Consider the following 25,693-nt stretch of genomic DNA (forward strand, 5'->3'; position numbering starts at 1 on the left):
GATCGGACGGCGTTGCGTCTTCGGCCGGTGGTTCGGGGCGGTTGTACCCGAAGGCCGCGCTCAGATTGCGCGGCGGTTGCAGTGGCGGGCGATCTTCGGCCGGGACGCCAGTCGAAGATGAGGAGGCTTCAAGACTTGGGGCGCCAGACCTGGATTCGTCGACTTGCCGCGGCTTGTGTCCGCTAGCAGACGGAATGCGCTTCTTGAGGCCGGCTACTGCGCCGGACGCTTCTGGCGGCACAGTGGGCTCGCCCGCGCTCGTATCTCCGATCGCTTTTGCTTCGCCATGGCTGTCGTCGGCAGACGACGGGCCCCCCACCGGAGAAATGGACATGATCGAATACCCTCGCTGATGTTTCGGTAGGCGCATCGTGCCATTGCTGCCGATGAGCTGACAGGGCAACTGCGAAGCGGGGGCATTTCTTGCGAAACCGTTGTGGTAGACGGCTGCGGCAACGTGTGGCAGTTGCTGCTGGCGCACAATACGCGTCCGCTCAGGCATGAGGCGTTCTTCCGTGCTCGCGCGATGAGGCGACTGTTAAGCGTGTTGCTGGCAATTGTGCTGACCGTTCCGGTCTTTCTCATTCTGACTCGAATCGACGCGATCCCTGGGTGGCTGTACAGCGAACGCGGCTATGCCGTACTCGATCCGTTGTTTCGCGTGTTCGGTGCGGTGGGTGTCGAGGGCCACGAGGATGTGGTCGCTGGTGTTTTACTGGTTGCCAGCTTCGTTATCGCCGTTGGGATCGTGTGGAGTGGACCGGCCGTATGGCGAATTGGTCGTAAGCGTGTCGCCGGTACCGTCTCGACGGTGTGAATGAATGTTGCCAGAGTAGGCCCCACCACACGAGTAGCGGGGACCACAGTGTCAACAGAGGCACCGAAGAGAACTTCACGCAAAGGCATTCCGAATCACCCCATCGAGTTTCGACGGCGCCTGGCGACGCTGGCTTGCGAGCCAGGCGTATCCGTGGCGCGCCTGGCGATGGAACACGGGGTGAACACGAATTTGCTATTCAAATGGCGTCGAGCGTTGCGCGCCGGCGAATACGATCCGGCGGGATTGTTGCCCGTAACGGTGGAAGCAGCGGCGCCACAGTTCGAGCGGCCGGCTTCGTCCGCGACGCCGACGCCTGTCATCGGCGCCGCCGCGGTGGGCGCCATCGAAATCAACGTCGGCAACACTCGCGTTCGAATCGAAGGCTCGCCCAACGAGGCCACGTTACGGCTGGTGCTGTGCATGTTGCGCAACACATCGGAATCGGCAGCATGATCGGGCTGCCCAGCCGCACAAAGGTCTGGCTGGCCGCGGGTGTGACCGACATGCGCTCGGGCTTCAACAGCTTGGCAGCGAAGGTCCAGACCGTATTGGAACGCGATCCCTTCAGCGGCCACGTGTTCGTGTTCCGAGGCAAGCGCGGCGATCTGGTCAAAGTGCTGTGGTGGAGCGGCGACGGCATGTGTCTTCTGATGAACTATCTGGCTTCATACTACAACTCCTTCAGTTGAATTGGAGCGTTTTGATCCGCTGTCGCTCGAGCAGCTGCTACTCGGTCGGTAAGTCGATCCCATCGACTGCTATGCTTCACTGGTGGGTTCGAATCGGGGACGTCGTAGAGAAACGCGTAATCGTTGTAGGCGTGTCTGATGACGAGACCGTACTCCACCCACCTCATGAGCGTTGCGACGTGGATTCCGAGACGTGTAGCGGCTTCGGATCTCGTCAACATGCCACGATCTCGCAGTCTGTCGCGACGCGATCGGAGTCCGTTTCGCTGAGCGATGTACGAGACGCGCAACGCGGTGAATCGAATGTTGCCCTTACCTGGTCGGACGCAACCGCCCGGGCGGATACCTTGATCGTTGAGGATTTCCGCAATCTCTGGACATGTGTGGCTATCCAGAAGCTTGTCGATAAGCGCCAGGACCTCCGGCCGGGTCTTGACCTGTTGTGCCGAGGATTTGGGATTCTGTGCCGTGAGCGTTTCAGTCTTGCCTGCCTTGAAACGAACGTGAATCTTGGTTGTTCCTTCGTCTGGAAGTTTGACCAGCGTGACGTCCTCGATGATGTAGGCGAGCAATCGCTTACGCTCCCGATTCGCCAAGGACTGGTCTCTCCAAAGCGTGTTGAAGTCAGCCGTCATGACGACGAGCCGGTCGCGGATCGCATCGTCGAGCACAAGACGCTCCTGCTGCTGACTGCGCTCCCTTTGTTCCCTGGCGTCGGCCAATGCACGCAACTTGTCGTTCCATTCCTGCTCGAGGGTGTCGGCAACCAGACGGTTGTTCGGGTCCACTAGCATGAAACGCCGTTGCGCAAGATCTGCGTCGAACTGGGCGCGTTCGATGGCGCGCAGGCGTAACTGGTCGGCTTCATCGTGGCGCGCTTCGATCTCCCTGCGAATCTCCCATGCCAGCTCGACTGCGGCCGGAGTCATCGAGGCGACAACTAATGCACCAACCGCCTCATCGATCGGGGCTCCAGCAATCGACTGGCAACAAGGCTCTCCGCGGGTGCCTTGGGCGCGATCGCAGATATACCACGCCTCCTGTCGTCCGCGTCGCGTGGCATACCGGAGCCGCAAGTGCCTGCCGCAACGTCCACAGATGGCACGTCCCTGCAGTAATGCCGCTCCCTCGCGAGGCGGCGACGATCGCGCAACTTCATACCCACGACCATTCGTTTCGAGAACCTTGAGGTTCTGCTGAAACTGTTCCCAGGTGATGTATCCGGGATGGGCGTCAGGGATACAGGCAAGCCAGTCATCGCGATCACGTCGTCGAGGCACCTTCCGCCCGTCGGCAATTCTCCGATACTGCCGTCGGCCATAGGCGTAAGCACCTGCATAGCGCGGATTGTTCAGCATCCGAAGTGCCGTCGACGCGGAAAGGTGCTGGAAAGTGACGAACTTCTCATTGTGCGTGCGGGACGGGAAGAGAAGGCCTTCATTCTTGAAGACCTTGACCGTCTGACTGGCGGAGCCGACCCGCCAGAACGTCTCGAAGAAGTACGCGATGGTCTCTCTGACCTGGGAGTCCGGATCAAGCACTACGTTGCCGAGTTCGTCATATACAAAGCCTGTTGGTAGCAGACAGCGATACTCGCCGCGGTTGACCTTGTTCAAGATTCCGCCGCGTAGTCGTGCTTTGAGAACATGCAGTTCGGCTTCACTCATTGTTCCTTTGAGTCCAAGCAGGAGCCGATCGTTAAAGGTCGCCGGATCGTAGACTCCGTCCTCGTCAAGGATGAGCGTATCCGCAAGCGCGCAGATTTCCAGCAGCCGATGCCAGTCGGCATTGTTTCTCGCCAGGCGTGAGACCTCCAGGCCCATGACGATGCCCGCGCGTCCCATGCCAACATCCGTAACCAACCGTTGAAACCCTTCGCGCCAGGACGCCGATGCTCCGGACTCTCCCTGGTCGCTATCGATCGTGACGATTTGCTCGTCGCGCCAACCGAGCGCGGTTGCGCGCCCACGCAGGGCGTATTGCCGCTTCGTGCTCTCGACGTTCTCGACGACTTGCCGCATCGACGACTGCCGGACGTAAAGGTAAGCGCTCCGTTCGAGGTGGTGAGGTTGAACTTTAAGCGATGCGTTCATGGTGTTCTCCGTTCGTTGAGCGTCACAGCCATGCCTGCTAGTGCATAGATGATGCTCTGGCGCTCGAAGGACTGTACGTACGGCGAGGACCGGGTAACGACCGGATCCAGCGGAGCACACGTTGGGACCATCATGCGTGCCCACGCCCACATGCCTCGAGCAAGAAGGACGCTGAGTCCGCGACGCGCTTCTGGAGGCAGGGCCTCGCCAAGCACAGCGGAACGCAGCACTTCGTATTGCGCAGCGATTGCAGATGAAACTACCAACGGCCAAGCATCGGATCGCGCTATTCCGCCGTTTTTTTTACACCGAGGGCACGCTCGATCGTTCTCGGATGTACATCAAGACCAAATTCCTTTCGAACCAGCTGTGCCAGTTCGCGTGCTCGAATCGGCTCTCCGGGCGTGAACTGCGATTTGAGAAAGGCCAACACGTCACCCTGTATCTTGTGTGGACCGCGCGGTCCTCGCTTCCTCGGAACCAACCCCGCGATCCCGCCTTGCTCAAAGTCCGTCCGCGCCTGGTAGAAGGTTGGTCGCGAAACACCGTATTCGTCGGCGATCTCGGTGACCGACGCCTTCTCGACGGAGACGCGGCGCAACATCTCGTACTTGACCTGCACAGCGTCGCGGGGATCGAAGAATCCGCCTTCGCAGAACTTCGGATCACGAACGCTCTCCGGTGCCGGATTCAGCGTGCCGTCCTCCGCGAGAACATCGGTCTTCGAGCGCCTGCGTTCATTCGTTGGCACGTTTGCTCCGGGGGCTGCTTCCATTTGTAATTAAATTATGCCGCACAATGAACCTTGTCAAGCTGTCTTCACGGCCGTGTTCGCTTATAATTTGCGTAGATTGTGCGCATGCGCCGACAGAAGACCAGAGATTGCGGCGTTAATTATTTTACACATGCGACATAATTCGCTTTACAACGACGAGGAGATCTCAGCGTCCCTGCGCGAAGAGAGGCGTCTCACGAGAAATGCAAGCTCCATCAGATCCGCGACTGTGAACAGTGCGCGCTGTTGCCCTATCGTGACTTCGGGCTCGGGCTCAGTCATATCCGTCCACCTCGGAGGTACCGAGCACACCGACTTGTCGTCGATGCGCAGCAAGAGACGCTTGCCAGAGCGGTTATAGCGCTCGCCGACGCAGACGAGTTGCCGGCCACTGAAGGGATGGAAGGGATGAGTTATGCGGACAAGCCGTGTCGAGGGAGCGACAAGGCCTGCATTCCGAGGTATGTTACAAACGCCTGGAACGGGGCCGATTCGTGTGGCCCCGCGCAGATGGCGGCGTTGTGTGCCTGAGCCAAGCCCAGCTGTCGATGCTGCTCGAAGGCATCGACTGGCGCCAGCCGATACGAACGACGGAGCCGACATCGGCGTTGTAAACGTGCTGGCCGCCGCGTAAACTGCGGGCATGACTGCGGCCAACGCCTATCCAGACGACATCGAAGCGCTCAAAGCCATGCTGCTCGAGCGCGATGCTCGCATTGGGCATCTCGAGGACGTGGTCGAATCGCATAAGGCGGCAAACGCCACCGCCAAGGCAGAGATCGAGCATCTGAAGCTGCTGATTGCGAAGCTGCGCCGCATGCAGTTCGGTCGCAAGTCGGAGAAGCTTGATCGCCAGATCGAGCAACTCGAACTGCGGCTCGAAGAGCTGGAGGCCGACGAAGGCGCCGCTCCGATCGAAATCCCCAAGACACCTCGCACAGCGCCGGAACAGTCGCCTCGCAAACCGCTGCCGGAGCATCTGCCGCGGGAGGTGCAAACGCATTTGCCGGAATCGACGGTGACGTGCTCGGAATGCGGCGGCAAGCTGAAGCTGCTGGGCGAAGACGTTGCCGAACAACTTGAGTACGTGCCTGCGAGCTTCCGCGTGATCCGTTGCGTATTTCGGACGAACGTGACCGGCCGTTTCGGGATCGTGACCGACGATTTCGGCAACGTGACCGGTCATTTCGGGAACGTGACCGAGCGGACCGGAAGGCAGGATTGGCGTTGCGCATGACATCAACCACGCGGGCTATGCTCGCCGGCTTTGGCCGGAGAGAACATGCCCGCGCACCGGATGAACATGCGCATGATCAAGGACGTTTTACGACTTAAATTCGACGGCGGCCTCTCGCACGATCGGATCGCCGCGTCGCTGGGCATTTCCAAAGGCGTGGTCACGAAGTACGTCGGACTGGCGGGCGCCGCCGGGCTGGACTGGGCAAGTGCCTGCGACATGGACGAAGGCGAGCTCGAGCGACGGCTACTCGGCAAGCCTACAGGACCAGCCGCCTACGCCCAGCCCGATTACGGGCGCATCCATCAGGAACTGCGCCGCAAAGGTGTGACGCTGACCCTGCTGTGGGAGGAGTACCAGGCCGAGTTCGCCGACCGGCAAACCTACCGCTACACGCAATTCTGCGAGCACTACAAGGCGTTCACGAAGCGTCTTAAGCGCTCGATGCGTCAGATCCACCGCGCCGGCGAGAAACTGTTCGTTGACTTCGCCGGTCCCACATTGCCGCTGACCAGCGGGCGACGCGCGCACGTGTTCGTGGCCGCCATGGGTGCCTCGAGCTACACGTTCGCGTGCGCGACGCCGGCCGAGACGATGGAGGACTGGTTGGGCGGCATTGCGCGCGCGCTGACCTTCTATGGCGGCGTGCCGCAACTGATCGTGCCGGATAACCCGCGCGCGATGATCGCCGATCCCGACCGCTACGAACCCCGCGCCGGTGACACCGTGCTGGACTTCGCGCGTCATTACGGCACTTCATTCCTGCCTGCACGCGTGTATCGCCCGCAGGATAAACCGAAGGTAGAAGTTGCGGTCCAGGTCGTCGAGCGTTGGATCATGGCGCGCCTGCGTCATCACCGGTTCGCATCGGTCCAGTCGGTCGACGACGCAATCCGGCCGTTGCTCAAGAACCTAAACGAGCGCCCGTTCCAGAAACTGCCCGGATGTCGTGCGAGCGCATTCGCCGACCTCGACGCACCGGCACTGCAACCGTTGCCCGCCCAGCCCTATGAGCTCGCGCGCTTCAAGACGGTGACAGTTCACATCGACTATCACGTCGAGATCAACAAACACCGCTACAGCGTGCCGCACGCCCTGGTCGGTCTCAAGCTCGATGCGCGCATCACGGCGGGCGCCGTCGAGCTATTGCATCGCGGCCGCCGCGTTGCCAGTCATGCTCGCAGCGATCGCGTAGGTGGCTACACAACGGTCGTCGAACACATGCCGGCGGCCCACCGTGCCCACCTGGAATGGACGCCCCAGCGATTGATTCACTGGGGCCAGCAGATCGGCGCGGCAACTGGCGTGCTCGTCACCCGATTGCTGCAGGAGCAACGCCATCCAGAGCACGGCTATCGGGCATGTCTCGGGTTGCTCTCGCTGTCTCGCCGCTATGGCCGCGAGCGCCTCGAAGCGGCGTGTGCGCTGGCGCTGGAACTGGGCGTACACCGGTACCGCCATGTGCGCGACATCCTCATCAATAACCGCGACCGCGCTGCGGCGGCAACGCCTGCCGACTGGGTCAGCCCGAGTCACGCGCACGTGCGCGGCCCCAGCTATTACCAATAACGAGAACCCGCCATGATGATGCAACAGACATTGACGCAACTGCGAGCGCTGAGGCTTGACGGCTTCGCCGACGGCCTTGAAGAACAACTGACGCAACCTGGTTCGGTTAGTCTCAGCTTCGAGGAACGGCTATCACTCCTGGTCGACCGGGAAGCCAGTTGGCGTGATGATCGGCGCCGCACACGCCTGCTTAAGCAAGCACGCTTGAAGTATCCGCAGGCCGCCATCGAAGATCTCGACACCCGCGCCGGCCGAGGCGTGGACTCGCGCTCGCTCATGAGCCTCGCCCTCGGTGATTGGGTCGAAGCCGGTTACAGCCTGCTCATCAGCGGCCCAACGGGCGCGGGCAAATCGTGGCTGGCCTGTGCGCTCGCGCAATACGCCTGTCGGCGCGGACATTCGGCGTTGTATCTGCGCGTGCCGCGCATGAGCGAAGAGCTGCGCGTGCTGCACGGCAACGGCGGCTTCACCAAATGGTTGCTACAAGTAGCCCGCGTTGATGTGCTCCTGCTGGACGATTGGGGGATGGCTCCCCTCGATGCGACGGTTCGAAACGATCTGCTCGAGATGATCGACGACCGCGCCGCAGGCAAGGCGACCATCGTCACCAGCCAATTACCGATCGAACACTGGCATGGCTGGATCGGCGACGAGACCATTGCCGATGCGATGCTCGATCGGCTCATGCAGCGGCATCATCGGATCACGCTCACCGGCGAATCGCTCAGAAAAGCGGCCCTTAAACCCAACGTTCCGGAGCCCGAACTCGACCAAAACTAGCGAGGAAAACTACAATCGACACCGCGCAACGCCAAAACCCGCCGAATCGGTCACGTTCCCGAAATCGGCGGTCACGTTCGCCGAAATACGCAATCCGTCATGTGCGGCCCAAATTCGCCTGCGCGTGCTGCGATCACATCGCACAGGCAGCAGCGCCGAGTCGCCCCATCGAGCGCGGCCTCGCGGGCCCTGGACTGCTCGCGCACCTGCTGGTCTCGAAGTTCGCAGATCACAGTGTGTCCTGGAACACATCCTGAAGTTCGGGGTGTGGAACTGCATGAGAGATGAGGGAGGGCCCCTCGGGGCCGGCGATCAGGAGCCGGTCTCAAACCGCCACAAGCTGCTGTCGTAAAGAGCGATGGTGGTGAGCGTTGTGGGAAAGGCGGAACTTTGATTCCGTCAGGTAAGGTCCACGGAGACGAGCGAGAGCGAACCGTCGATGAACTGCCGAAAGCGTATCGTTGATGTCAGAACCGGAGCTGGTGGTCGCTCCGGGATGAGTGCGGGCGGAGTCCTGAAGCCCGGCCCGCGCGGCATCCGGCTCGAAGGCGGCGTGAACGTGGACCAGGCTCTCATGCGGAACAGGAGAACCTGTCGCCCCGATGCGAAGGGAGACGGTCGAGCAGGCGATCCCTGCGAGACCCAGAGTACCGATGCGGGGCACAGGGGCAGAATGGCTCGTAGTAGGGTTGAAGGCGCTGTAATGGAGCTGGACCGAAGGGGCCATGGTATCCAGCCTTCGGCTGCGGCCAACCGTATAACGGGAGGAGCTGCATGACGCGGGCAAAGCCGTTTTCTATCCAGAAGCGGGACGTGTGGGAAGCCTTCAAAAGAGTGAAGGCCAACCACGGAGCGGCTGGAGTGGACGGGCAATCAATCGAAGAGTTCGAGGCGAAGCTGTCCGCCAATCTGTACAAGCTCTGGAATCGAATGTCGTCCGGAAGCTACATGCCTCCGCCTGTTCGACGGGTGGACATACCGAAAGCGGGAGGCGGTACGCGACCACTGGGGATTCCCACGGTTGCAGATCGCATCGCACAGGAGGTTGTCCGGCGATATCTTGAGCCGATACTGGAACCCGTGTTCCACGCGGACTCGTATGGATATCGCCCCGGTCGGTCGGCGATTGATGCAATCAGGACGGCGCGCGAGCGGTGCTGGCGATCGGACTGGGTGCTCGATATCGACATCAAGGGCTTCTTTGACAACATCGATCATGAGCTGCTGCTCAAGGCGATTCGTCGGCATACCGACTGCGTCTGGGCGGTTCTCTATATCGAACGTTGGTTGAAGGCGCCTGCGATGCTTGATGATGGTGAACTTGTTGCGAGGGACAGGGGCACGCCGCAAGGCGGGGTTATTTCTCCGCTTCTAGCTAACCTGTTTCTCCACTACGCGTTCGATGTCTGGCTCGGGCGCGCAATGCCGGGGGTGTCGTTCGAGCGGTATGCCGACGACATCATCTGTCATTGCCGCACTGAGCGACAGGCAAAGGCGCTATGGGCACGTCTGGATGAGCGGCTCCGCTCGTGTGGTCTCGCGCTCCACCCGCAGAAGACGAAGCTTGTCTACTGCAAGGACACGAACCGCAAGGGCGAGTACCCGTGCGTTAGCTTCGACTTCCTTGGCTATACATTCCGGCCTCGGTTGGCGCAGTGGCGCGGGGGACTCTACGGAGTTTCGTTTCTGCCCGGCGCAAGCCCTCGGGCGCTCAAAGAGGTTCGCAAGGCGGTACGTAACTGGGGCCTCCAGAGGCGCAGCGACAAGGGGCTGACCGATCTTGCCCGGATGTTCAATCCATACATCCGCGGCTGGATCGGTTACTTCAGTTGCTTCTACAAGTCGGCGCTGTATCCGACTTTGCGTCGGATTGATGCGCACCTTCTCCGGTGGGTTGCTCGCAAGTTCAAGCGATTTCGTGAGCGCCCTCGTGGCGCGCGTGCGTGGCTTGCGAAGATCATCCGGGCCCAGCCCGGGTTATTTGCTCACTGGTCCCTTCTGTATGGCCGGCCGGGTGCTGGGAGCCGTATGAGTTGAGAGGCTCACGTACGGTTCTGGGAGCGCGTGGGGGTGAGATTCCCCCGCGCGACTCGCTTCCCGTTGTATCGGCAGTCGGTCATGTATGCGCGTGAGGGCGTCGAGCTCGATCGCTCGCTGCTCGCGAAGTGGGTCGGCCACGGCGCGACGCTCTTACAACCACTGGTCGATGCGTTACGCCGGCATGTGATGGCGGCGACGAAGTTGCATGCCGACGATACGCCAGTGCCAGTGCTCGAACCGGGCAACGGCAAGACGAAGACTGGGCGCTTGTGGGTCTATGTGCGTGACGATCGATCCTCGGCTGATGCGACGCCACCAGCGGTGTGGTTTGCCTACACGCCGGATCGCAAAGGCATCCATCCGCAACGACATCTCGCGTCGTTCAGCGGCACGCTGCAAGCCGATGCATATGGCGGCTATCAGGCTATCTACGAGACCGGTCGCGTGAAGGAAGCCGCATGCTGGGCGCATGCCCGACGGCAGTTCTACGAGCTGCACGCAGCACGCCCGAATGCACTGAATACCGAAGCGCTCGAGCGTATCCGCGCGTTGTACAAGATCGAGGACGCGATACGCGGCAAACCGCCCGATGAGCGTCGCGCGTATCGAGAAGCACATGCCCGAGCGCTTCTCGATCAGCTTCACGCCTGGCTCACCGCCACGCTAGAGACGCTCTCAAAGAAATCCGATACGAGTCGGGCCATTCTCTATGCGCTGAACCGATGGGAAGCGCTCACACGCTATTGCAACAACGGCCGGCTAGAGATCGACAACTTGCCGGTCGAGCGCGCATTGCGTGGAGTGGCCATTGGAAGGCGCAACTACCTGTTTGCCGGCGCGGACTCCGGTGGTGAACGTGCCGCCGCGATTTACAGCCTCATCGGGACGGCAAAACTTAACGAGATCGATCCCGAGGCCTATCTGCGCTTCGTACTGGCCCGAATCGCCGATCACGCGATCAACCGCGTGGACCAACTCATGCCGTGGGTTGTAGCGGATCAGTTCCGCAACGCCAACTAAACATCACGCCCCCGCCGTCAAGACGGCGCTCGCGACACGCTTACAATTGGTCGCCGTCCGAGCCAGTAGCTCCCGGCCGTGCGCATGGCTATATTCGCGAAGCCGCATATACTTGCCCGTGTTGCAGGCGAGCGCGAGGCAAGTAGAGGTCGTCGCTAGACGGCAGCCCGAATGGGTGGGATCCGCGAATCCGGGGCCTGCAACAGTTCTACCCTTTTCCACAGGGACGCCGGTTTCCCGGTGTATTGAACGCGGTAATCATGCGTCTCAATGGATCCGTTATTCCTTGCGAGTGTTGGTCTCGGCGGTCTGGGATGGTGGGGCCAGAAAATGAAACTCGCGACGAGGATGTGTGGTGCCACTTGGCTGCAAGTCGACACGCATCGCATGCATTACTTCGCTCAAGAGCGCATCATGCCGTTGGTCGCTTCGCTCAGTGCTGCGATAGGAGATTTCTCTCTGGCACCGCCCGGGTTCGCCCGCAAGACGAAAAGGCCGCCTGAAGGCGGCCTTTTCGTCAAATTCAGAAGTGTAGTGAGCGGCGTAAGACGCGCTTGAGTAGCTCCCTTTCTCGCTCCAGAGCCTTCTTTCGCGCTCGCTCCGTGCCGGTGGGCAACAACACGACCTCGGCGCTTGCCAGAGTTTGTGTGCAATTTGACACCAAGCGGCAACCTGCGGGCGCTGGAGGCTCCAGTGGCGGTTCGAAGTTCAGACTAAGTTGCTTGTCCCGATCCATATCCCCCCCGGTAGACGCTCATAGGGCATCGCTGCCACCGCCCGCAGCATCTGGGGCAGGGCTCGGCGCTAGAGCTTGCGGTTCGGCCGATTGTAGACTACGAACGGCCATCGACTCAAGAGTAGGGATTGCCTCTAGCGTGATGGCGGTAACAGGGTACGCCGATCTAGATCTCATTTTTCCGCTCTGTGGATCTTTGCGTCCCTCGTCCTGGGCTGAGAAAAATTTGAGGAAACGTGATGGCGCGACTCCGTCAAAAGGGAGGATACGCACCTTTTCCTTGTCCGCCTCACGCTCAGTGATCGCGTCGGAATGAAGCTTCGTGGCCAAACTTTTGCGGTAGGGCTCCAGAAAATACACTTCTCTGACGCCTGCAGCGACGATATGGCGCGCGCACGCGTGGCATGGATACGTTGTCACAAAGAGTTTTCCGCCGCGAACTTTGGACCCATGGGCGGCCCCCGCGTTGAGCAGCGCGTGCATCTCGGCGTGGACTGCCCGGGAAAATTCAATGAGGCCCTTCAGTTGTGTGTCGTGCCGGATAAGCTGGACCGCTTCGCCCCGTTTGCTCTCGTCGATAATGTGTCGCTGAATCATCCGCGTTACAACGGCATCGGCCATGATGTCCTTTTCCTCATCGTTGAAGCAATGTCCCCCGTCTAGATTCCAGCATCTATGATCGGCGTCAACCGAGTCCCCGGAGTCGAGAGATTCATATAGACCCCCGAATGGACGTGGCACGTCGTTCCAACCTACTGCAAGTATTTCACCTTCCTTACTTGTAATCGAGGCGCCTACTTGCCGCGACAAACACGCCGAGTTACGTGCTGCTGAATATGCGGCGTACATGGCCCGTTCGTTCGGAGTCGGCGTTGCGATTCGCGTTCCAAGCATCAGGTCCAAGAACCGCTTTACTCGAGAGCGTAACTGTGAATCTGTGCCCGAGTCCACGCGTAGAAAGAAATCAGACAGGGGGAACGTATCTCGCACTTGCTGTCCATAGTCCACCTCTTCTCCCGAGTCTTGGTCTATTAATTGGTGCACATGGTCGCCCCGATTCGCCCGCCTAGAGAGCTTGTCGATCCTCATTTCAACCGGGGAATAAACGCCAATTACGTGCAGCATGTCGCCATACACAGATCGCAGCAGACGCAACTCGTCGATGTTCTTTATTGAATCGATGATGTGGCAGCTCCGGATAGACAAGATCGGCTTCAAGTCGGTGTCGGAGGAGTCATCGCGTTCAAACAATTCCGCCTGCTGAGTAGCGCTCTCAGTGACGTTGAGCTCCTCGCGCGCGAGAGTGATCTTCTTAATGGCCACGCGGGCTAAGTAGGCGTTGCCATGATGTCGTCGTAGCTCGTTTCCAGCCTCGATCAACTGTTTAGTCGAACCTTTTGATGCGGATAGGGCGGCGAGCCGCCTTATCTCGTCGCTGAGCCGAATAATCGAGACCTCTTCGTAGCGATAGTCGTTGCCCTCGAGCAACTCCTTAACTGTCTTTGCGACGTCATGCAGTGGCGTGCCCATGGGACCGCACAGGGCGATAACAATCTCGGCCGTTAGCGACTTGTCGATTGCATTCTGATCATCAAATCGCTCCGCTCTACGTCGCTCACGTCGCGGTTCCGTTACAACTTCAAGATTGGATTTGGCCATTCCGTCCCGCCCGGAAAGTGTGATTTTCCTAAAGAATATCTGGAAAATCGCGGTTGTGACGCAGCCTGCGTAAGAATGCGGCGAACGGAAGCAGCTATTCCTGACGATTTTCCGGTGGGGTTTGGGCGTGGCTCCGTTGGCGGGTTTCAGCCCAAGCTGTTACTCCGTGCGGAGGGTATCGAGTTATCTTGGGGCTGACCGGCGAAGAGCTGCTAACAAGATGCGGTACCCAAGAAGATCTTAGCTGGCGAGCAGGCCACCTTAGTGACAGTTGACGGGAGTAGTGTTGGCGGTTGGGTGACTGGCGGGGCCTGCCAGGCGTTTGCGGAGCAGTCGAGGATTTGCGGCGAAAGAAAAAGGGCTTAGCCGAAGCTAAGCCCTTGAATTTCTTGGTAGGCCGTACTGGATTCGAACCAGTGACCAACGGATTAAAAGTCCGCTGCTCTACCAGCTGAGCTAACGACCCGAAAGACGAAAAATTATAGAGGGGGGAGGGCGGATCGTCAAGCTTGGGCTCGCGCCATCTTGCCGTGCCGCCCGACCCGCCTCCTTACTTGATCTGCCCCAGCTTGGTCTGCGCCGATTGCGCCACTTCCGAGCCGGCATACTGCGACACGATCTGCTGCAACGTCTTTCGGGCCTGCGCCTTCTGACCTTGTTCCAGCTGATTGTTCGCGATTGCCAGCAACGCCTCGGGCGCGCGCGGATGCTGCGGGTAGTTCTTGACGATGTTTTGCCAGACCGCGGTCGAACCTTTGTAGTCCCGCTGCGCATAAAGCGCATTGCCGAGCCAGTACTGCGCCGTCGGCTGATAGGGGCTTTGCGGGTACTTCGCGATGAAGTCGCGAAACGATGCGGCGGCCGTCTTGAAGTCGCCCGCCCGGAATTCCTGCGACGCCTTGTTGAAAGCATCCGTTTCGCCCGGCTGCACCGTGCCCTGCACCCCATCGACAGTCTGCTGCTGCGGCTCGAACTTCTTGAGCCGCCCGTCGAGATCGGTGTAGTAATCCTTTTGCTGCTTTTGCAGGGTGGTCAGCTGGTTGGCCATGTCCTCGTTTTGCCCGCGCAACGTCGCGACCTGCTGATTGAGCTGATCGATGCGATTGGACTGGTCGAGGAGCGCCCGCTGGGCCGCCGACAACTGGCTCGCGAGATTATCGGTCTTGCTGCGCAAGTCGAGAATCGCCTGACGAGCCTGGTCGTCGTCGAATATGCCGGCGTGAGCAGGCAGCGCGACAAGCGCCGAGGCAGTCATGCCGGCGGCTGCGACGCCGCGCAGCCAGGAAAAACGGTGCTTCATATACGTCGCCTGTTACCTTTATTGATAGAGGATGTCCGCGCGGCGGTTTTGCGCCCACGATGCCTCGTCATGACCGGGGGCCAAAGGCTTTTCCTTGCCCAGGCTCACGGCTTCCATTTGCGAATCGGGCACGCCGAGTGTGCGCAGCGCGCTGCGCACGGCTTCGGCACGCTTTTGACCCAGCGCGAGGTTGTATTCGCTCGTGCCGCGCTCGTCGGTGTTGCCCTGAATCAGAATGTGGCGGTCCGGGTGGCTCTTCATGTATTGCGCATGGGCCTGCAGCAGCGACTGGTATTCGTCCTTGACCGAATAGCTGTCGAAGTCGAAGTACACGCTGCGCTTGGCGAGCGGGCTGTTCGGATTGTTCAGCTCGTCGACGGTGACGGGCGCCACTGCGTTCGGATTCGGCTGTTGGCCGACCGTGCCAGTGGTCCCTTTGTCGTTGAGCTTCACACCCGAATGGCAGGCTGCCAACGCGCCCACGAGCAACGCTGCAAACACCATACGAAGTTTCGACATCATTTCTTACTCTCCTTGTGTGTCATTGCATAAACGGACCCCAGGACGGCTCGCGTACGCTGCCGCCCGGAACGGACAGGATTTGCCGCGTCCGACCGTCCGTCGAGACTGCGGCCAGCACGCCACGGCCGTTCACCTGAGTGGCGTAAAGAATGTACTGACCGTTCGCCGCGAAGCTCGGCGATTCGTCATGTGTCGTATCGGTAAGCGCCGTTGCCACGCCGCTTTGCAAATCCTGCACGTAGAGCTTGAATGCGCCGCCGACGCGCGAAATATACGCGAGTTGCTTGCCGTCCGGACTCACACGCGGGCTTGTGTTGTAACTACCCGTAAAAGTCACGCGCTGCGCCGCGCCCGCTTGCTCGCCTTGCGCGGGCATCCGGTAGATCTGCGGCTGGCCGCCTCGGTCGCTCGTGAAGTAGATCCATTGCCCATCGGGCGAGTAGGCCGGTTCGGTATCGATCGAGCCGCTCTGCGAAAGGCGCCGCAAGCCGCTGCCGTCCGCGTTGACTGCGAAGATCTGCGTGTTGCCGGTTCGCGAGAGCGCGACCGCCAGCGTGCGGCCGTCCGGCGACCACGCGGGCGCACTGTTGTTGCCCTTCTGGTCCGAGATGATGACGCGCCTGCCCGTCGGCAAATCGTGGACATACACGATCGGCTTGCGCTTTTCGAACGATACGTAGGCCACCTTCGTGCCGTCAGGCGACCACGCCGGCGAGATGATCGGTTCGGGGCTCGACAGCGCGACATGCACGTCTTGACCGTCGGAATCCGAGACCTGCAACAAGTAGCGGTTGCCGCTCTTGACGACATAGGAAAGCCGCGTCGCAAAGACGCCGCGCGTGCCGAGCAGCTTCTGATAGATGTAATCGGCGATCTTGTGCGCAGTCATGCGCAGACCGCTTTCCGGCGTGGTCAACGACAGGCCGCCGAGGTTTTGCTGCTTGGCCGTGTCGTAGAGCTTGAAACGCACTTCATACGTGCCGTTCGCGGCGCGCGTCACGCTGCCCGCGACGAACGCATCGGCGCCTTTTGCCTTCCAACCGCCGAGGTCGACCGAATCGGTCTCGGAGACGGGGGCGCTGCCCGCATCGATATTCGTGAATTTGCCGCTGCGTTTCAGATCCTCGCGCACGATCGCACTGATCTGCTGCGGTGCGCTGGTTTCATTCGCGAAATTCGCCGTTGCGATCGGAAGTTGCGCCGAACCGGTGCCCGTCACGACGACGGTCAGCTCCGCGTTCGCGGCACCACATGCAGCGATCAGGCACGACGCCACCCATGTCTTCAAGCCTAGCTTCGTCATCAAACTCATGCGAGAAATCCCAAAAAACAAGTTGTCACAACTGCAAAGAGACCGTCGAGTGCATCTTTCGTTCCCGCTTCCGGTCCATCGCGCCGACTTTGCCACCCCCGCGGCGTTCGTTATTGCGGTGGTCTTACCTTGATGGAAAAGCTCGCCGGCGCCTGCCCATTGGTATCGAGCGGCATTGGATCGGACTCCCGTACCGCACGCAGCGCAGCGTCGTCGAATGCCGGATTGCCGCTGCTGTGCTGGATCGTTGCCGACAGCAGGGTGCCTGTCGGCGCGCAACGCACGGCGATCAGCGTTTCGAGCGAGTTGTCCGGCGGCCAATGAACGTTCGGCGCCACCCGCCTGCGCACTTTGTCCGCGTATCCGGGCGAGGCGGCCGTGCCGCCCGAGCCCGTTCCGGTGCCGCCCTTGGCGAGCCCGTTGCCGCTCGAGCTTTCACCGGCGAGGCCTTGCAACTGCGCGAGCCGCGCGCGGCGCTCCTGGTCGAGCTGCTGTTTTTGTTTCGCCTGCTGCTGCGCCAGGGCCTTGGCCTTTGCCGCTTTCTCGGCCTCCGCCTTCTTTTGCGCTTCGACCTGCTGCTGCTTGAGTTCCTCTTCCTTCTGTTGCTTGAGCTGCTCCTGCTTTTGCTGCTCGGCCAATTGCTGCTGGCGAAGCTTCTCCGCCTGCTGCTTTTTGAGTTTGTCGGCCGCGGCCTTTTGCGCGGCCAGCTCGGCCTGCTGCTGGAGCTCGCGCTGCCGTTTCGCCTGTGCCTCTTGCTCGGCGAGTTGCCGCTGACGTTCCTGCTGCTCGAGCAACGCCGCGCGCGCGGCGGCTTCCTGCTGCTGGCGTTTTTTCTGCTGCAGCGCGATGTCAGCCTGCTCGTCCGGGACCGGCGGAGCAGGCGGCGCTACACGCACGGGCGGGGCCGGCGGGGGCGGCGTCTGCTGCTGCGGAATATCGGTCCACAACTCGGCTTCAGCCCCCGCGGGCGTGCTGTTTTGCCAATGAATGCCGTGATAGAGGAATAACCCGAGCAACACGTGCATCAAGAGCGCGAGCGTGAACGCTCGCGTCGTCCCGCGTTCGCGGGGCGGTTGCGGGGGAAGGAATCCGACTTGCCGGGTTTCATTGCGATTTAACGAGCAGCCCAACGCGCTTGACGCCGCGCGCCTTCAAATCCGACATGACCTGCATCACGGCTTCGTACTTGACCGTCTTGTCAGCGGCAATGACCACCGGCTGATCGGGGTGCGAGGTTTCGCGCTCGGTCACGAAGCCGGTCAGCTCCGCACGGGTCATCTGTTCCTGTTGCGTCGCGCCCGCGTCGTCCTTGTAACGAACGCTCATCTTGCCGTCCGCGCCGATATTCACCACGACGGGCGGTGTTTGTTGTTGCGGTGCCGCACCGCCCACCGTGGGCAGATTGACGATCGACGGTGCGACGAGCGGCGCCGTGACCATGAAGATCACGAGCAGCACGAGCATCACGTCGATGTAAGGGACGACGTTGATGTCAGACATCGCGCGGCGGGAGCGGCTGCCGCGCATGGACGAACGATTGGTCGAGCCGGCCATCGCGTGCTCCTTAATGCGCCTGGCGCTGCAAGATATTCGAGAATTCTTCGATGAACGTTTCGAAGCGGATCGCGAGGCGATCGATGTCGTGCGCGTAACGGTTGTATGCCACCACGGCCGGGATAGCGGCGAAAAGGCCGATCGCCGTCGCCGTCAGCGCCTCGGCGATCCCCGGCGCGACGTTGGCGAGCGTTGCCTGTTGCACGTTCGCGAGACCGCGGAAGGCGTTCATGATCCCCCATACGGTACCGAACAAGCCGATATATGGGCTCACCGAGCCGACCGATGCCAAGAACGCGAGATTGGCTTCGAGTGCGTCCATTTCACGCTGAAACGCTGCGCGCATGGCACGCCTCGCGCCATCCAGGATCGCGCCGGGATCGTTCAGGCGCTTTTCCTTGCCTTTCAAGAATTCACGCATGCCCGATTCGAAAATTCTCTCGAGCGCGCCGATCGTATGGCGGTTGTTCGCCGCGCTCTGATAGAGCGCTTGCAGATCGCCGCCCGACCAGAAGTCGCGTTCGAACTGTTCAGTTTGCGCGCGGGCGCGCCGAATGGCAAACCACTTGCGGAAGATAAACGTCCAGGACATCAGGGACAGCAGCAGCAAGAGCCCCATGACGGCCTGCGCGAGGACGCTCGCGTTGAGGACAAGAGAAATAATCGACAGATCTTGTGCGTTGTTCATAGATATTTTGCTTTTGCATCCGAAGGGCGGCCATCATGGGCGGCAAGCCGCCGAAGCGGTCCCAGTCGGCAACCTGAAAGCTCGGCGGCACGCGCAGCCGAGCTCCATTGGGTAACGATGCGGACAATACAAGGCCACTGACGAACTCTCAACGGTGTTCATGCATCGGCCGTTGACATTCCGGCGTGCACGACTCCGGGGCCTCGCCGCAGCGCTGCGAGCACGTCGGGTGGAATGGGCGCGGGTTTGAACGTGGCGCGCTCGACGCAGGCGACGCGAATCTCGCCGGTGGCAAGCAGGCGATCGTCGCACCACGCGTGTTGCACGAAATCGACACTCGCGCGACCAAGCCGCTCGATGTGGCTCTCGATCGTGAGCAGATCGTCCAGACGCGCGGGCGCTCGATAGTCGAGCGCCGTGCCGCGTACGACGAAGACGATCCCGATCTCCCGGTCGAGGCGGCCTTGTTCGATGCCGCACGCGCGGAGCCATTCGGTTCTCGCGCGCTCGAAGAACTTAAGGTAGTTCGCGTAAAAGACGATGCCGCCCGCATCCGTATCTTCGTAATACACGCGCAGCGGCCATAAAAAGCCGCGGCCCGTTGCTGGGCGACTGCTAGGCATATTCATGGGCGCATTTTACCGGAACCCGTACGACCATCTCGAAATTACATGTCGAGCGCAGGACGCAGGGCACCGGATACGGTCGTCCGGCCATGCCTACGCGCTCGGACCGTGGGCGTTGCCGAGCGGTTTCAGCCACGATGGATCGACAGGCCCGCGAACGATTGCGCCACCGGCATCAGCTCGATCGTATTGACGTTCATGTGGGCGGGCAGCGTGGCGATCCAGTAGATCGAATCGGCGATGTCTTGCGGCGAAAGCGGCGTTACACCGCGGTAGAGGCCGGCTGCCTTGGTGTCGTCTCCCTTGAAACGCACGTTCGAAAACTCCGTGCCGCCGCAGAGCCCCGGCTCCACGCAGGTGACGCGTACGGCCGTACCCGAGAGGTCGGCGCGCAGATTCAGGCTGAACTGGTGCACGAAAGCCTTCGTTGCCCCGTAGACGTTGCCGCCCGAATACGGGTAGCTGCCCGCCGTCGAGCCGAGGTTGAATATATGGCCGCGATTGCGCTCGACCATTCCTGGCAGCAGAGCATGCGTGACGGCGGCGAGGCCGGTGCAGTTCGTCTCGATCATCCGGGACCAATCGTCGAGATCGGCCCGCTGTGCGGGTTCCAGTCCAAGGGCGAGCCCCGCATTGTTGACGAGCACGTCCACGGACGCGAACGCCTCGGGCAGCCGCCCCGGCAACGCTTGTATGGCGGCGCGGTCGCACACGTCGAGCTCGAGCGGCAAAAGTGCCGGTCCAAGCTCCTCGGCGAGCGCCTCCAGGCGATCGAGGCGGCGAGCGGTGGCGATCACGCGGTGGCCGCCATTGACGAAACTGCGAGCGATGGCGGCGCCGAAGCCGGCGGATGCGCCCGTGACTAAAACGATCATTGCTGCTCCTGACTGGTCGAACCCGGCAGGCCTCATGGCCTTGCCGGTATAAGCAAGAACTACCGAAGGCGAAAAACGGAACGGGCCGATGATACCCGCCGTACCCCGGTCGCGGTATGAATGCTCCCGATTCTTTCGAAATGCTTTCCATTGGGCTGCGGGCGCGCGCCGAGGGCTCCGGCTACCTTTCGCGGGAGGGTCGGCGCGGGAAGCGGTGCGCGCAAGCGCGCCGCGATGCGGCCGTGCTGGCACTGTGGCCGGCCAATTGCCTATTGGTTGCGCTGCCAGTACACTAACGCGCTCAGCCCTTGCGTAACTGGCGATAACACCCTCCGGGGTCAAGGTGGAGCGACCCACCGTGAAGCGCAAGGTGCCGTTTTGCCGTTCGCCTGGGCAGCCGAAAACCGCGCGCGTTCGCTTGCGCAGCGGCGGTTGCCCCGCGGGTGCAACGGAGCTTCGACCATTCGAATTTTCCGCCACGCCAGTGCCGGCCCCTCCGCCATCCAGTGCAAGCGTACGTTCGTATGCATTCCGCGCATTTCGGCCAACCTGTAAACCTTCAACGGAATCCGTATGTTTGACAGAGCCCAAAGCACCATTGCCGCCATCGATCCCGAGATCTGGCAAGCGATCGAACAGGAAAACCGCCGTCAGGAAGAACACATCGAACTGATCGCATCGGAAAACTACACGAGTCCGGCCGTGATGGCCGCCCAGGGCTCGCAGCTCACCAACAAATACGCCGAAGGCTATCCGGGCAAGCGCTATTACGGTGGCTGCGAATACGTCGACATCGTCGAGCGACTGGCCATCGAGCGCGTGAAGGCGATCTTCGGCGCCGAGGCCGCGAACGTGCAGCCGAACTCCGGCTCGCAGGCGAATCAGGGTGTCTTTTTCGCGATGCTCAAGCCGGGCGATACGATCATGGGCATGAGCCTCGCCGAAGGCGGTCACCTGACGCATGGCTCGCCGGTCAACATGTCGGGCAAGTGGTTCAATGTGGTCAGCTACGGCTTGAACGAGGCGGAAGACATCGACTACGACGCCGCGGCCAAGCTTGCCGAGGAGCACAAGCCGAAGCTGATCGTTGCCGGCGCATCGGCGTTCGCGCTGAAGATCGACTTCGAGCGCCTCGCGAAGATCGCGAAATCGGTCGGCGCGTATTTGATGGTGGATATGGCGCACTATGCGGGGCTCATCGCCGCCGGTGTGTATCCCAATCCGGTTCCCCATGCCGATTTCGTCACGACGACGACCCACAAGAGCCTGCGCGGCCCGCGCGGCGGCGTGATCCTGATGAAGGCCGAATACGAGAAGCAGATCAATTCGGCCATCTTCCCCGGCATTCAGGGCGGCCCGCTCATGCATGTGATCGCCGCGAAGGCTGTCGCATTCAAGGAGGCGCTCTCGCCTGAGTTCAAGGCCTACCAGCAGCGCGTGGTCGATAATGCGCGCGTGCTGGCCGAGACGCTCGTCAAGCGCGGCTTGCGCATCGTGTCGGGCCGTACGGAAAGCCACGTGATGCTGGTCGACCTGCGCGCGAAGAACATCACCGGCAAGGCGGCTGAAGCCGCGCTGGGCGCGGCGCATATCACCGTCAACAAGAACGCGATTCCGAACGATCCGGAAAAGCCGTTCGTCACGAGCGGGATCCGCCTCGGTTCGCCCGCCATGACGACGCGTGGCTTCGGTGCGCAAGAAGCGGAGCAAGTGGGGAATCTGATTGCCGACGTGCTCGAGAACCCGGAAGACGCGGGGACGATCGAGCGCGTGCGCGCGCAGGTTGCCGAACTCACCAAGCGCTTCCCGGTTTATCGCTGAGCCACCATGCGCTGCCCCTTTTGCCGGCACGAGGATACCCAGGTCGTCGATTCGCGCGTATCCGAGGACGGCGCCGCGATTCGGCGCCGCCGCCGGTGTCCGGCCTGCGACAAGCGTTTCACGACTTACGAGCGAGTCGAGCTCATGTTGCCGGCGGTGGTGAAAAAGGATGGCAGCCGCACCGAATTCGATCGCCGCAAGATTGTCGCGAGCATGCAACTGGCGCTTAGAAAGCGCCCGGTTGCGGCGGACGCGATCGACGCGGCGGTTGCCCGCATCGAGTATCAATTGCTGGGCAGCGGCGAACGCGAAGTGCGCAGCGAGCGCCTTGGCGAGCTCGTGATGAACGAGCTGCGTCAGCTCGATACCATCGCTTACGTTCGCTTTGCATCGGTCTACCGGCGCTTCGAGGATGTATCCGAATTCGAGGACGTCATCGAAGAGTTTCGTCGCGCCGCTCCCGCCAAACCGTCGCGCAAGCGTTGATCGGTCTAGTCGTTTCATCGTTTTCATTCCCTTGCATATTGACGTGACGCGCCATTGTCGGCGCGTCGATACTTGCTCGCCACTCGGCCGAACGGACGATGGTGCTGTACGTGCACGTCCGCTAGATTGATCGAATCGAACAACGGACAACGGAGCTGGGAATGCGGTTCGGTGCAAGCGGAGCAGGCATTGAGCGCCGACGTGCGCGGCACGCGCGCGGATTCACATTCGTCGAAACGCTGATCGTCTGCGCCGTGATGCTGTTGCTCGCGACGCTGGCGATACCGTCGTTTGCGACCTGGCAGCAACGCCAGCGCGTCGAAGCGAGCACGCGCATGCTGCTGGCGAGCATGTCGTACGCGCGCAGCGAAGCGGTTCGTATCGGTTTGCCGGTCGTGATTTGCCGCACTGATGGTGACGGACGATGCGTCCATAACGGCGCACACGACTTCGGCCGGGACCGTGTCCCCGTCGATTGGGCGACGGGTTGGGTCGTCGCGCTTGAAACCGGTTACGGACAGCGGGTATTGCGCACGCATGTTCCGGCGCCCGGCGTGCGGATCCGCGGCGCCGCGCATGCGATCCGGTTTCGCCCGCCGGCCGGACAGGTGATCGGCGGGTTTCGCAGCTTCGAGATCGCGCCGACAGGCGCTCGTCATGGCGCGTCTGCGCAAGCCGCGAGGCGCTGCGTTTCGATCGCTGCCGGCGGCCGGGCGAGGGTGGGCGCCGAGTGCGGGCGGCACGTATGAATGCCTCGCCGCGAATCCCGGGCCGGCAAACCGGAGGCTCGCTGCTTGAAGTTGCGATCGCACTGGGCATCGCCGCGTTGTCTCTTGTTGGCACGATCTCGAGCCAGTTCGTGGCCGTGCGTACCGAAAAGAGTTCTGCGCAGCGCGAGGTGGCATCGCTGATTGCGGCTTCGGCCGCCGATGCGCTGCGCGAACGATCCGCGGCAGCGGGTGAGATCGAGTACTGGCGTGTCCAGGCCATGCAGGCATTGCCGCGTGGCGACATCGTCGTACGGGATGCAGGTAGCGGTGCCGCATTCGTCGCCGTGCGCTGGGCGAGTTCGCAAGCGGGTGGGCACGCGCTTGGGCGAGCGCGCCCTATACGTTTCGACGGATGTCCGCCCGAGTTCGCCGCCCCCGAGGTTTCTTGCAGCGTAGCGCCTCTGTTTCTGGGGGCGACGCCATGAGGCTGGGCGCTTCGCGCGGGGCGAAATCAATGAGGCGCGGCTCAGTGGGGAGGCGCAGCCGCGGGCATACGCTCATCGAGTTGATGGTTGCAACGGCACTGGGGCTCGTCGTCGTGGCGATGATCGCGTCGCTCTACCATACGGTGCGTCAGTTTTACGCCGCGTCTGCCTATACGGCGCTGATGCGCGAGGCCGGCATGACAGCCCTGTTGCTGATGAGCGAGCAGATCCAGATGGCGGGGTTTGTGCCGCCAGGGTTGCCGGCGCTGTCGGGAGATGTCGCGCCGGGACTATTCGGCTGTACGTCGGGATATCCGGTCGAAACGGCGGGCGGGCTTCGTTGCGAGCGCGATGCGAGCGGCTCCGACGGCATCGTTATCCGCTATGTCGACGACGCCGTGGCGACGTGGCCTACCGAGGCGGGGCAAACGACGGATTGCCTGGGGCAGGGTATCGGGCGAGCCGGAGAGTCGGTCGTCGTCTCCAATCGTTTTTTCGTGGGGACATCGCGGGATGGCGGCACCCCCGAGCTTTATTGCGAAGGCAACGGCGGTCTTGCCCGGCAACCGGCTGTTGCGGGTGTCGAACGGCTGGCTTTCAGGTATTGGATACGCGGGGCCGCCCGAGCCGTTCGTGCCGATGCCGTCGCGCCGAACGATTGGCAGCACGTCACTGCCGTGGATATCTGTGTGCGTGTCCGCGGGAGGCGGACGGACGCACGCGGCCAGCACGTCGATTGCGACCCGGTGGCGACGCGCTATTTCGACGGTCACGCTCGGCAGGTATTCCGGCGCCGCGTTGCGGTACGGAATCACGAGCAGGCGGGCCGATGAGCAATGCGTCGGCATACGGTCTGGTGCCACGGACCCATCGCGCCTGCCGTCTTGCCCGGCAGGCATCCGGGGCGGCGTTGCCGGTTGCGCTCATGCTGACGTCGATGCTATCGGCGGCGGCCATCGCCTCGTTCGACGCGACCATCATGGGTGTGCGGCGCGCATCGAACTTCGAGGATGCGCTGCATAGCATGCAGGCGGCCAATGTCGCGCTCGAGCTTTGCCTCCGCGAGCACGAGGCCGGCCGCGCGCCGCTGCTGCTGCCGAGCCGCGCGGAGGCGATGCGTTGGCAAGAGCGCGATCCGTTCGCCGATGCCGCTGCATTTGCGCCGCTACCGAACTGGCCCGGTGGTCGCAGGCCGCCTCAGTGTCTGATCGAAGGGCTGCGCATTGCGGAGCGGCCGCACGCGCGGGGATTTGTGGTCACGGCGAGAGGCTTTGGCGCAAGCGTGGATGCGCAAGCGTGGGCACAGGTCTTCGTGGTTCGCGAAGCGGGTAAGGAATCGCGTCACTGGCGCCGCATCGCGAGGAGACGGTAATTGAACGCCAGGGACGCTACGCGCACGCCGGCTCGCTGGGCCGCGGCATTCTCTCTGATGGAGTTGGTGATTGCGCTGGCGATCGTCGCTGCGTTGGCCGCTTACGCGCTGCCGAGTTACCGCGAGCATGTGGCGCGCGCCCATCGCGCCGATGCTGCGATGGCGCTCTACCGCGCGGCGCAGTATCTGGAAGCGGGCACGGACGCACATGCAGGCGGGGCGGTCGTCTTGCCGGCTGGACTCGACCAGGCGCCGCCTGTCGGCGCGCCAATCTATCGGCTCCATGTGGTCGATGGCGACCGCGCGAGCGGATACTACGCGCTGGAGGCGCGGCCTGTCGATGCCGGCCCGATGGCGGGCGATGCATGTGGGACATTCATTCTGGATGTGCTCGGCGCGCGTATGAACCGGCGAGCTGGCTCGCGCGGCACCATGGACCCTGGCTGCTGGCTGGGCCGCCGATAGCGGCAAGCGCGGACATGAACCGCGGAAATCGAACCGGCTCGGCTCAGCTCGCGGAGATA

The 25,693-nt window shown here is 61.9% G+C and carries 26 protein-coding genes, 1 tRNA gene, 2 pseudogenes and 1 riboswitch; of the genes and pseudogenes, 16 read left to right on the forward strand and 13 right to left on the reverse strand.

Annotated features, from left to right (window positions below; genetic code table 11):
* Positions 1-457: 457 nt before the first annotated feature.
* From ACR9ZC_RS10675 to tnpB (ACR9ZC_RS10685), 3 genes are read left to right on the forward strand one after another with little or no spacing between them, the layout of a single operon-like run.
* Entirely contained in the window at positions 458-817 is a 360-nt protein-coding gene (locus ACR9ZC_RS10675; RefSeq protein WP_481580248.1) for a hypothetical protein, read from the forward strand.
* On the forward strand, positions 818-1,273 hold the full coding sequence (gene tnpA / locus ACR9ZC_RS10680) for an IS66-like element accessory protein TnpA (RefSeq protein WP_481580249.1): 456 nt from the start codon (positions 818-820) through the stop codon (positions 1,271-1,273). It begins immediately after the preceding gene.
* Positions 1,270-1,509 (forward strand): IS66 family insertion sequence element accessory protein TnpB, encoded by a 240-nt coding sequence (gene tnpB / locus ACR9ZC_RS10685; protein WP_481580250.1) that lies wholly within the window; start codon positions 1,270-1,272, stop codon positions 1,507-1,509. The genes tnpA and tnpB (ACR9ZC_RS10685) overlap by 4 nt, the downstream gene beginning before the upstream one ends.
* Here the strand turns inward: tnpB (ACR9ZC_RS10685) and ACR9ZC_RS10690 are convergent.
* The 3 genes from ACR9ZC_RS10690 to ACR9ZC_RS10700 form a co-directional block, all read right to left on the reverse strand.
* A complete protein-coding gene (locus ACR9ZC_RS10690; RefSeq protein ID WP_481580251.1) occupies positions 1,491-3,602 on the reverse strand; it encodes a recombinase family protein in 2,112 nt (703 codons plus the stop codon). The two genes, tnpB (ACR9ZC_RS10685) and ACR9ZC_RS10690, sit on opposite strands and share 19 nt — an antisense overlap.
* A 286-nt stretch (positions 3,603-3,888) precedes the next feature.
* Entirely contained in the window at positions 3,889-4,353 is a 465-nt protein-coding gene (locus ACR9ZC_RS10695; RefSeq protein ID WP_481580252.1) for a helix-turn-helix domain-containing protein, read from the reverse strand.
* Between the two features lie 171 nt (positions 4,354-4,524).
* Positions 4,525-4,887, reverse strand: a complete 363-nt coding sequence (locus ACR9ZC_RS10700) for a DUF5372 family protein (RefSeq protein ID WP_481582640.1) — start codon at positions 4,885-4,887, stop codon at positions 4,525-4,527.
* Between ACR9ZC_RS10700 and tnpB (ACR9ZC_RS10705) the strand changes: the two genes are divergently transcribed.
* The 6 genes and pseudogenes from tnpB (ACR9ZC_RS10705) to tnpC all read left to right on the forward strand — a co-directional run.
* Positions 4,806-4,991 carry an IS66 family insertion sequence element accessory protein TnpB gene (gene tnpB, locus ACR9ZC_RS10705; RefSeq protein WP_481580253.1) on the forward strand — a complete coding sequence of 62 codons (186 nt, stop codon included), beginning with the start codon at positions 4,806-4,808 and terminating at the stop codon, positions 4,989-4,991. The two genes, ACR9ZC_RS10700 and tnpB (ACR9ZC_RS10705), sit on opposite strands and share 82 nt — an antisense overlap.
* 29 nt (positions 4,992-5,020) lie before the next feature.
* Positions 5,021-5,491: pseudogene (locus ACR9ZC_RS10710) on the forward strand (IS66 family transposase); the annotation flags it as partial.
* 168 nt (positions 5,492-5,659) lie between these two features.
* Positions 5,660-7,183: an IS21 family transposase gene (gene istA / locus ACR9ZC_RS10715; protein WP_481580254.1), complete on the forward strand. Its 1,524-nt coding sequence runs from the start codon at positions 5,660-5,662 to the stop codon at positions 7,181-7,183.
* Between the two features lie 12 nt (positions 7,184-7,195).
* Positions 7,196-7,963: an IS21-like element helper ATPase IstB gene (gene istB / locus ACR9ZC_RS10720; RefSeq protein ID WP_481580255.1), complete on the forward strand. Its 768-nt coding sequence runs from the start codon at positions 7,196-7,198 to the stop codon at positions 7,961-7,963.
* Positions 7,964-8,737: 774 nt separating this feature from the next.
* Entirely contained in the window at positions 8,738-10,000 is a 1,263-nt protein-coding gene (ltrA, locus tag ACR9ZC_RS10725; RefSeq protein WP_481580256.1) for a group II intron reverse transcriptase/maturase, read from the forward strand.
* Positions 10,001-10,048: 48 nt separating this feature from the next.
* A pseudogene (gene tnpC, locus ACR9ZC_RS10730) lies at positions 10,049-11,023 on the forward strand (IS66 family transposase); the annotation flags it as partial.
* 754 nt (positions 11,024-11,777) lie between these two features.
* On the opposite strand, the gene ACR9ZC_RS10735 reads toward tnpC, so the two are convergent.
* The 10 genes from ACR9ZC_RS10735 to ACR9ZC_RS10780 form a co-directional block, all read right to left on the reverse strand.
* Positions 11,778-13,418 (reverse strand): anti-phage dCTP deaminase, encoded by a 1,641-nt coding sequence (locus ACR9ZC_RS10735; protein WP_481580257.1) that lies wholly within the window; start codon positions 13,416-13,418, stop codon positions 11,778-11,780.
* A 390-nt stretch (positions 13,419-13,808) separates the two neighbouring features.
* Positions 13,809-13,884, reverse strand: a tRNA-Lys gene (locus tag ACR9ZC_RS10740).
* A gap of 84 nt (positions 13,885-13,968) precedes the next feature.
* Complete coding sequence (gene ybgF, locus ACR9ZC_RS10745) at positions 13,969-14,718, reverse strand: tol-pal system protein YbgF (RefSeq protein ID WP_481580258.1); 750 nt, start codon at positions 14,716-14,718, stop codon at positions 13,969-13,971.
* Positions 14,719-14,736: 18 nt separating this feature from the next.
* The gene (gene pal, locus ACR9ZC_RS10750; RefSeq protein ID WP_173256276.1) at positions 14,737-15,240 is read right to left on the reverse strand and encodes a peptidoglycan-associated lipoprotein Pal; all 504 of its coding nucleotides are present in this window, start codon (positions 15,238-15,240) and stop codon (positions 14,737-14,739) included.
* A gap of 19 nt (positions 15,241-15,259) precedes the next feature.
* Positions 15,260-16,552, reverse strand: coding sequence for a Tol-Pal system beta propeller repeat protein TolB (gene tolB / locus ACR9ZC_RS10755; protein WP_331567899.1), 1,293 nt, complete (start codon positions 16,550-16,552; stop codon positions 15,260-15,262).
* Between the two features lie 110 nt (positions 16,553-16,662).
* On the reverse strand, positions 16,663-17,682 hold the full coding sequence (tolA, locus tag ACR9ZC_RS10760; RefSeq protein ID WP_481580259.1) for a cell envelope integrity protein TolA: 1,020 nt from the start codon (positions 17,680-17,682) through the stop codon (positions 16,663-16,665).
* Complete coding sequence (gene tolR, locus ACR9ZC_RS10765; RefSeq protein WP_331567897.1) at positions 17,657-18,106, reverse strand: protein TolR; 450 nt, start codon at positions 18,104-18,106, stop codon at positions 17,657-17,659. Before tolR ends, tolA begins: the two co-directional genes overlap by 26 nt.
* 10 nt (positions 18,107-18,116) lie before the next feature.
* Entirely contained in the window at positions 18,117-18,794 is a 678-nt protein-coding gene (gene tolQ, locus ACR9ZC_RS10770; RefSeq protein ID WP_173256280.1) for a protein TolQ, read from the reverse strand.
* Between the two features lie 158 nt (positions 18,795-18,952).
* Positions 18,953-19,423 (reverse strand): tol-pal system-associated acyl-CoA thioesterase, encoded by a 471-nt coding sequence (gene ybgC, locus ACR9ZC_RS10775; RefSeq protein ID WP_331567896.1) that lies wholly within the window; start codon positions 19,421-19,423, stop codon positions 18,953-18,955.
* A 125-nt stretch (positions 19,424-19,548) separates the two neighbouring features.
* Positions 19,549-20,295: an SDR family NAD(P)-dependent oxidoreductase gene (locus ACR9ZC_RS10780; protein WP_481580260.1), complete on the reverse strand. Its 747-nt coding sequence runs from the start codon at positions 20,293-20,295 to the stop codon at positions 19,549-19,551.
* Between the two features lie 302 nt (positions 20,296-20,597).
* Positions 20,598-20,697, forward strand: a riboswitch (ZMP/ZTP riboswitch).
* Positions 20,698-20,868: 171 nt separating this feature from the next.
* On the opposite strand from ACR9ZC_RS10780, the gene glyA reads away from it, so the two are divergent.
* The 7 genes from glyA (at position 20,869) to ACR9ZC_RS10815 (ending at position 25,634) form a co-directional block, all read left to right on the forward strand.
* The gene (gene glyA / locus ACR9ZC_RS10785; protein WP_331567894.1) at positions 20,869-22,116 is read left to right on the forward strand and encodes a serine hydroxymethyltransferase; all 1,248 of its coding nucleotides are present in this window, start codon (positions 20,869-20,871) and stop codon (positions 22,114-22,116) included.
* Between the two features lie 6 nt (positions 22,117-22,122).
* Entirely contained in the window at positions 22,123-22,602 is a 480-nt protein-coding gene (gene nrdR, locus ACR9ZC_RS10790; RefSeq protein WP_173256284.1) for a transcriptional regulator NrdR, read from the forward strand.
* Positions 22,603-22,763: 161 nt separating this feature from the next.
* Complete coding sequence (locus ACR9ZC_RS10795) at positions 22,764-23,351, forward strand: GspH/FimT family pseudopilin (protein WP_481580261.1); 588 nt, start codon at positions 22,764-22,766, stop codon at positions 23,349-23,351.
* A complete protein-coding gene (locus tag ACR9ZC_RS10800) occupies positions 23,348-23,797 on the forward strand; it encodes a type IV pilus modification PilV family protein (protein WP_481580262.1) in 450 nt (149 codons plus the stop codon). The genes ACR9ZC_RS10795 and ACR9ZC_RS10800 overlap by 4 nt, the downstream gene beginning before the upstream one ends.
* Positions 23,798-23,841: 44 nt before the next feature.
* Positions 23,842-24,630 carry a PilW family protein gene (locus tag ACR9ZC_RS10805; protein ID WP_481580263.1) on the forward strand — a complete coding sequence of 263 codons (789 nt, stop codon included), beginning with the start codon at positions 23,842-23,844 and terminating at the stop codon, positions 24,628-24,630.
* On the forward strand, positions 24,627-25,169 hold the full coding sequence (locus ACR9ZC_RS10810) for a pilus assembly PilX family protein (RefSeq protein WP_481580264.1): 543 nt from the start codon (positions 24,627-24,629) through the stop codon (positions 25,167-25,169). The genes ACR9ZC_RS10805 and ACR9ZC_RS10810 overlap by 4 nt, the downstream gene beginning before the upstream one ends.
* Positions 25,170-25,634, forward strand: coding sequence for a type IV pilin protein (locus ACR9ZC_RS10815; protein ID WP_481580265.1), 465 nt, complete (start codon positions 25,170-25,172; stop codon positions 25,632-25,634).
* The last annotated feature ends 59 nt before the right edge of the window (positions 25,635-25,693 follow it).

It is taken from the genome of Trinickia sp. HAY1-2D (assembly GCF_056754935.1).

What these genes read in the sequence shown, in the direction of transcription:
- tnpA (WP_481580249.1), top strand. Translation starts at nt 818, where the DNA reads ATGAATGTTGCCAGAGTAGGCCCCACCACACGAGTAGCGGGGACCACA.
- tnpB (WP_481580250.1), top strand. Translation starts at nt 1,270, where the DNA reads ATGATCGGGCTGCCCAGCCGCACAAAGGTCTGGCTGGCCGCGGGTGTG.
- ACR9ZC_RS10690 (WP_481580251.1), bottom strand. Translation starts at nt 3,602, where the DNA reads ATGAACGCATCGCTTAAAGTTCAACCTCACCACCTCGAACGGAGCGCT.
- istA (WP_481580254.1), top strand. Translation starts at nt 5,660, where the DNA reads ATGCCCGCGCACCGGATGAACATGCGCATGATCAAGGACGTTTTACGA.
- istB (WP_481580255.1), top strand. Translation starts at nt 7,196, where the DNA reads ATGATGATGCAACAGACATTGACGCAACTGCGAGCGCTGAGGCTTGAC.
- ltrA (WP_481580256.1), top strand. Translation starts at nt 8,738, where the DNA reads ATGACGCGGGCAAAGCCGTTTTCTATCCAGAAGCGGGACGTGTGGGAA.
- ACR9ZC_RS10735 (WP_481580257.1), bottom strand. Translation starts at nt 13,418, where the DNA reads ATGGCCAAATCCAATCTTGAAGTTGTAACGGAACCGCGACGTGAGCGA.
- ybgF (WP_481580258.1), bottom strand. Translation starts at nt 14,718, where the DNA reads ATGAAGCACCGTTTTTCCTGGCTGCGCGGCGTCGCAGCCGCCGGCATG.
- pal (WP_173256276.1), bottom strand. Translation starts at nt 15,240, where the DNA reads ATGATGTCGAAACTTCGTATGGTGTTTGCAGCGTTGCTCGTGGGCGCG.
- tolB (WP_331567899.1), bottom strand. Translation starts at nt 16,552, where the DNA reads ATGAGTTTGATGACGAAGCTAGGCTTGAAGACATGGGTGGCGTCGTGC.
- tolR (WP_331567897.1), bottom strand. Translation starts at nt 18,106, where the DNA reads ATGGCCGGCTCGACCAATCGTTCGTCCATGCGCGGCAGCCGCTCCCGC.
- tolQ (WP_173256280.1), bottom strand. Translation starts at nt 18,794, where the DNA reads ATGAACAACGCACAAGATCTGTCGATTATTTCTCTTGTCCTCAACGCG.
- ybgC (WP_331567896.1), bottom strand. Translation starts at nt 19,423, where the DNA reads ATGAATATGCCTAGCAGTCGCCCAGCAACGGGCCGCGGCTTTTTATGG.
- ACR9ZC_RS10780 (WP_481580260.1), bottom strand. Translation starts at nt 20,295, where the DNA reads ATGATCGTTTTAGTCACGGGCGCATCCGCCGGCTTCGGCGCCGCCATC.
- glyA (WP_331567894.1), top strand. Translation starts at nt 20,869, where the DNA reads ATGTTTGACAGAGCCCAAAGCACCATTGCCGCCATCGATCCCGAGATC.
- nrdR (WP_173256284.1), top strand. Translation starts at nt 22,123, where the DNA reads ATGCGCTGCCCCTTTTGCCGGCACGAGGATACCCAGGTCGTCGATTCG.
- ACR9ZC_RS10795 (WP_481580261.1), top strand. Translation starts at nt 22,764, where the DNA reads ATGCGGTTCGGTGCAAGCGGAGCAGGCATTGAGCGCCGACGTGCGCGG.
- ACR9ZC_RS10800 (WP_481580262.1), top strand. Translation starts at nt 23,348, where the DNA reads ATGAATGCCTCGCCGCGAATCCCGGGCCGGCAAACCGGAGGCTCGCTG.
- ACR9ZC_RS10810 (WP_481580264.1), top strand. Translation starts at nt 24,627, where the DNA reads ATGAGCAATGCGTCGGCATACGGTCTGGTGCCACGGACCCATCGCGCC.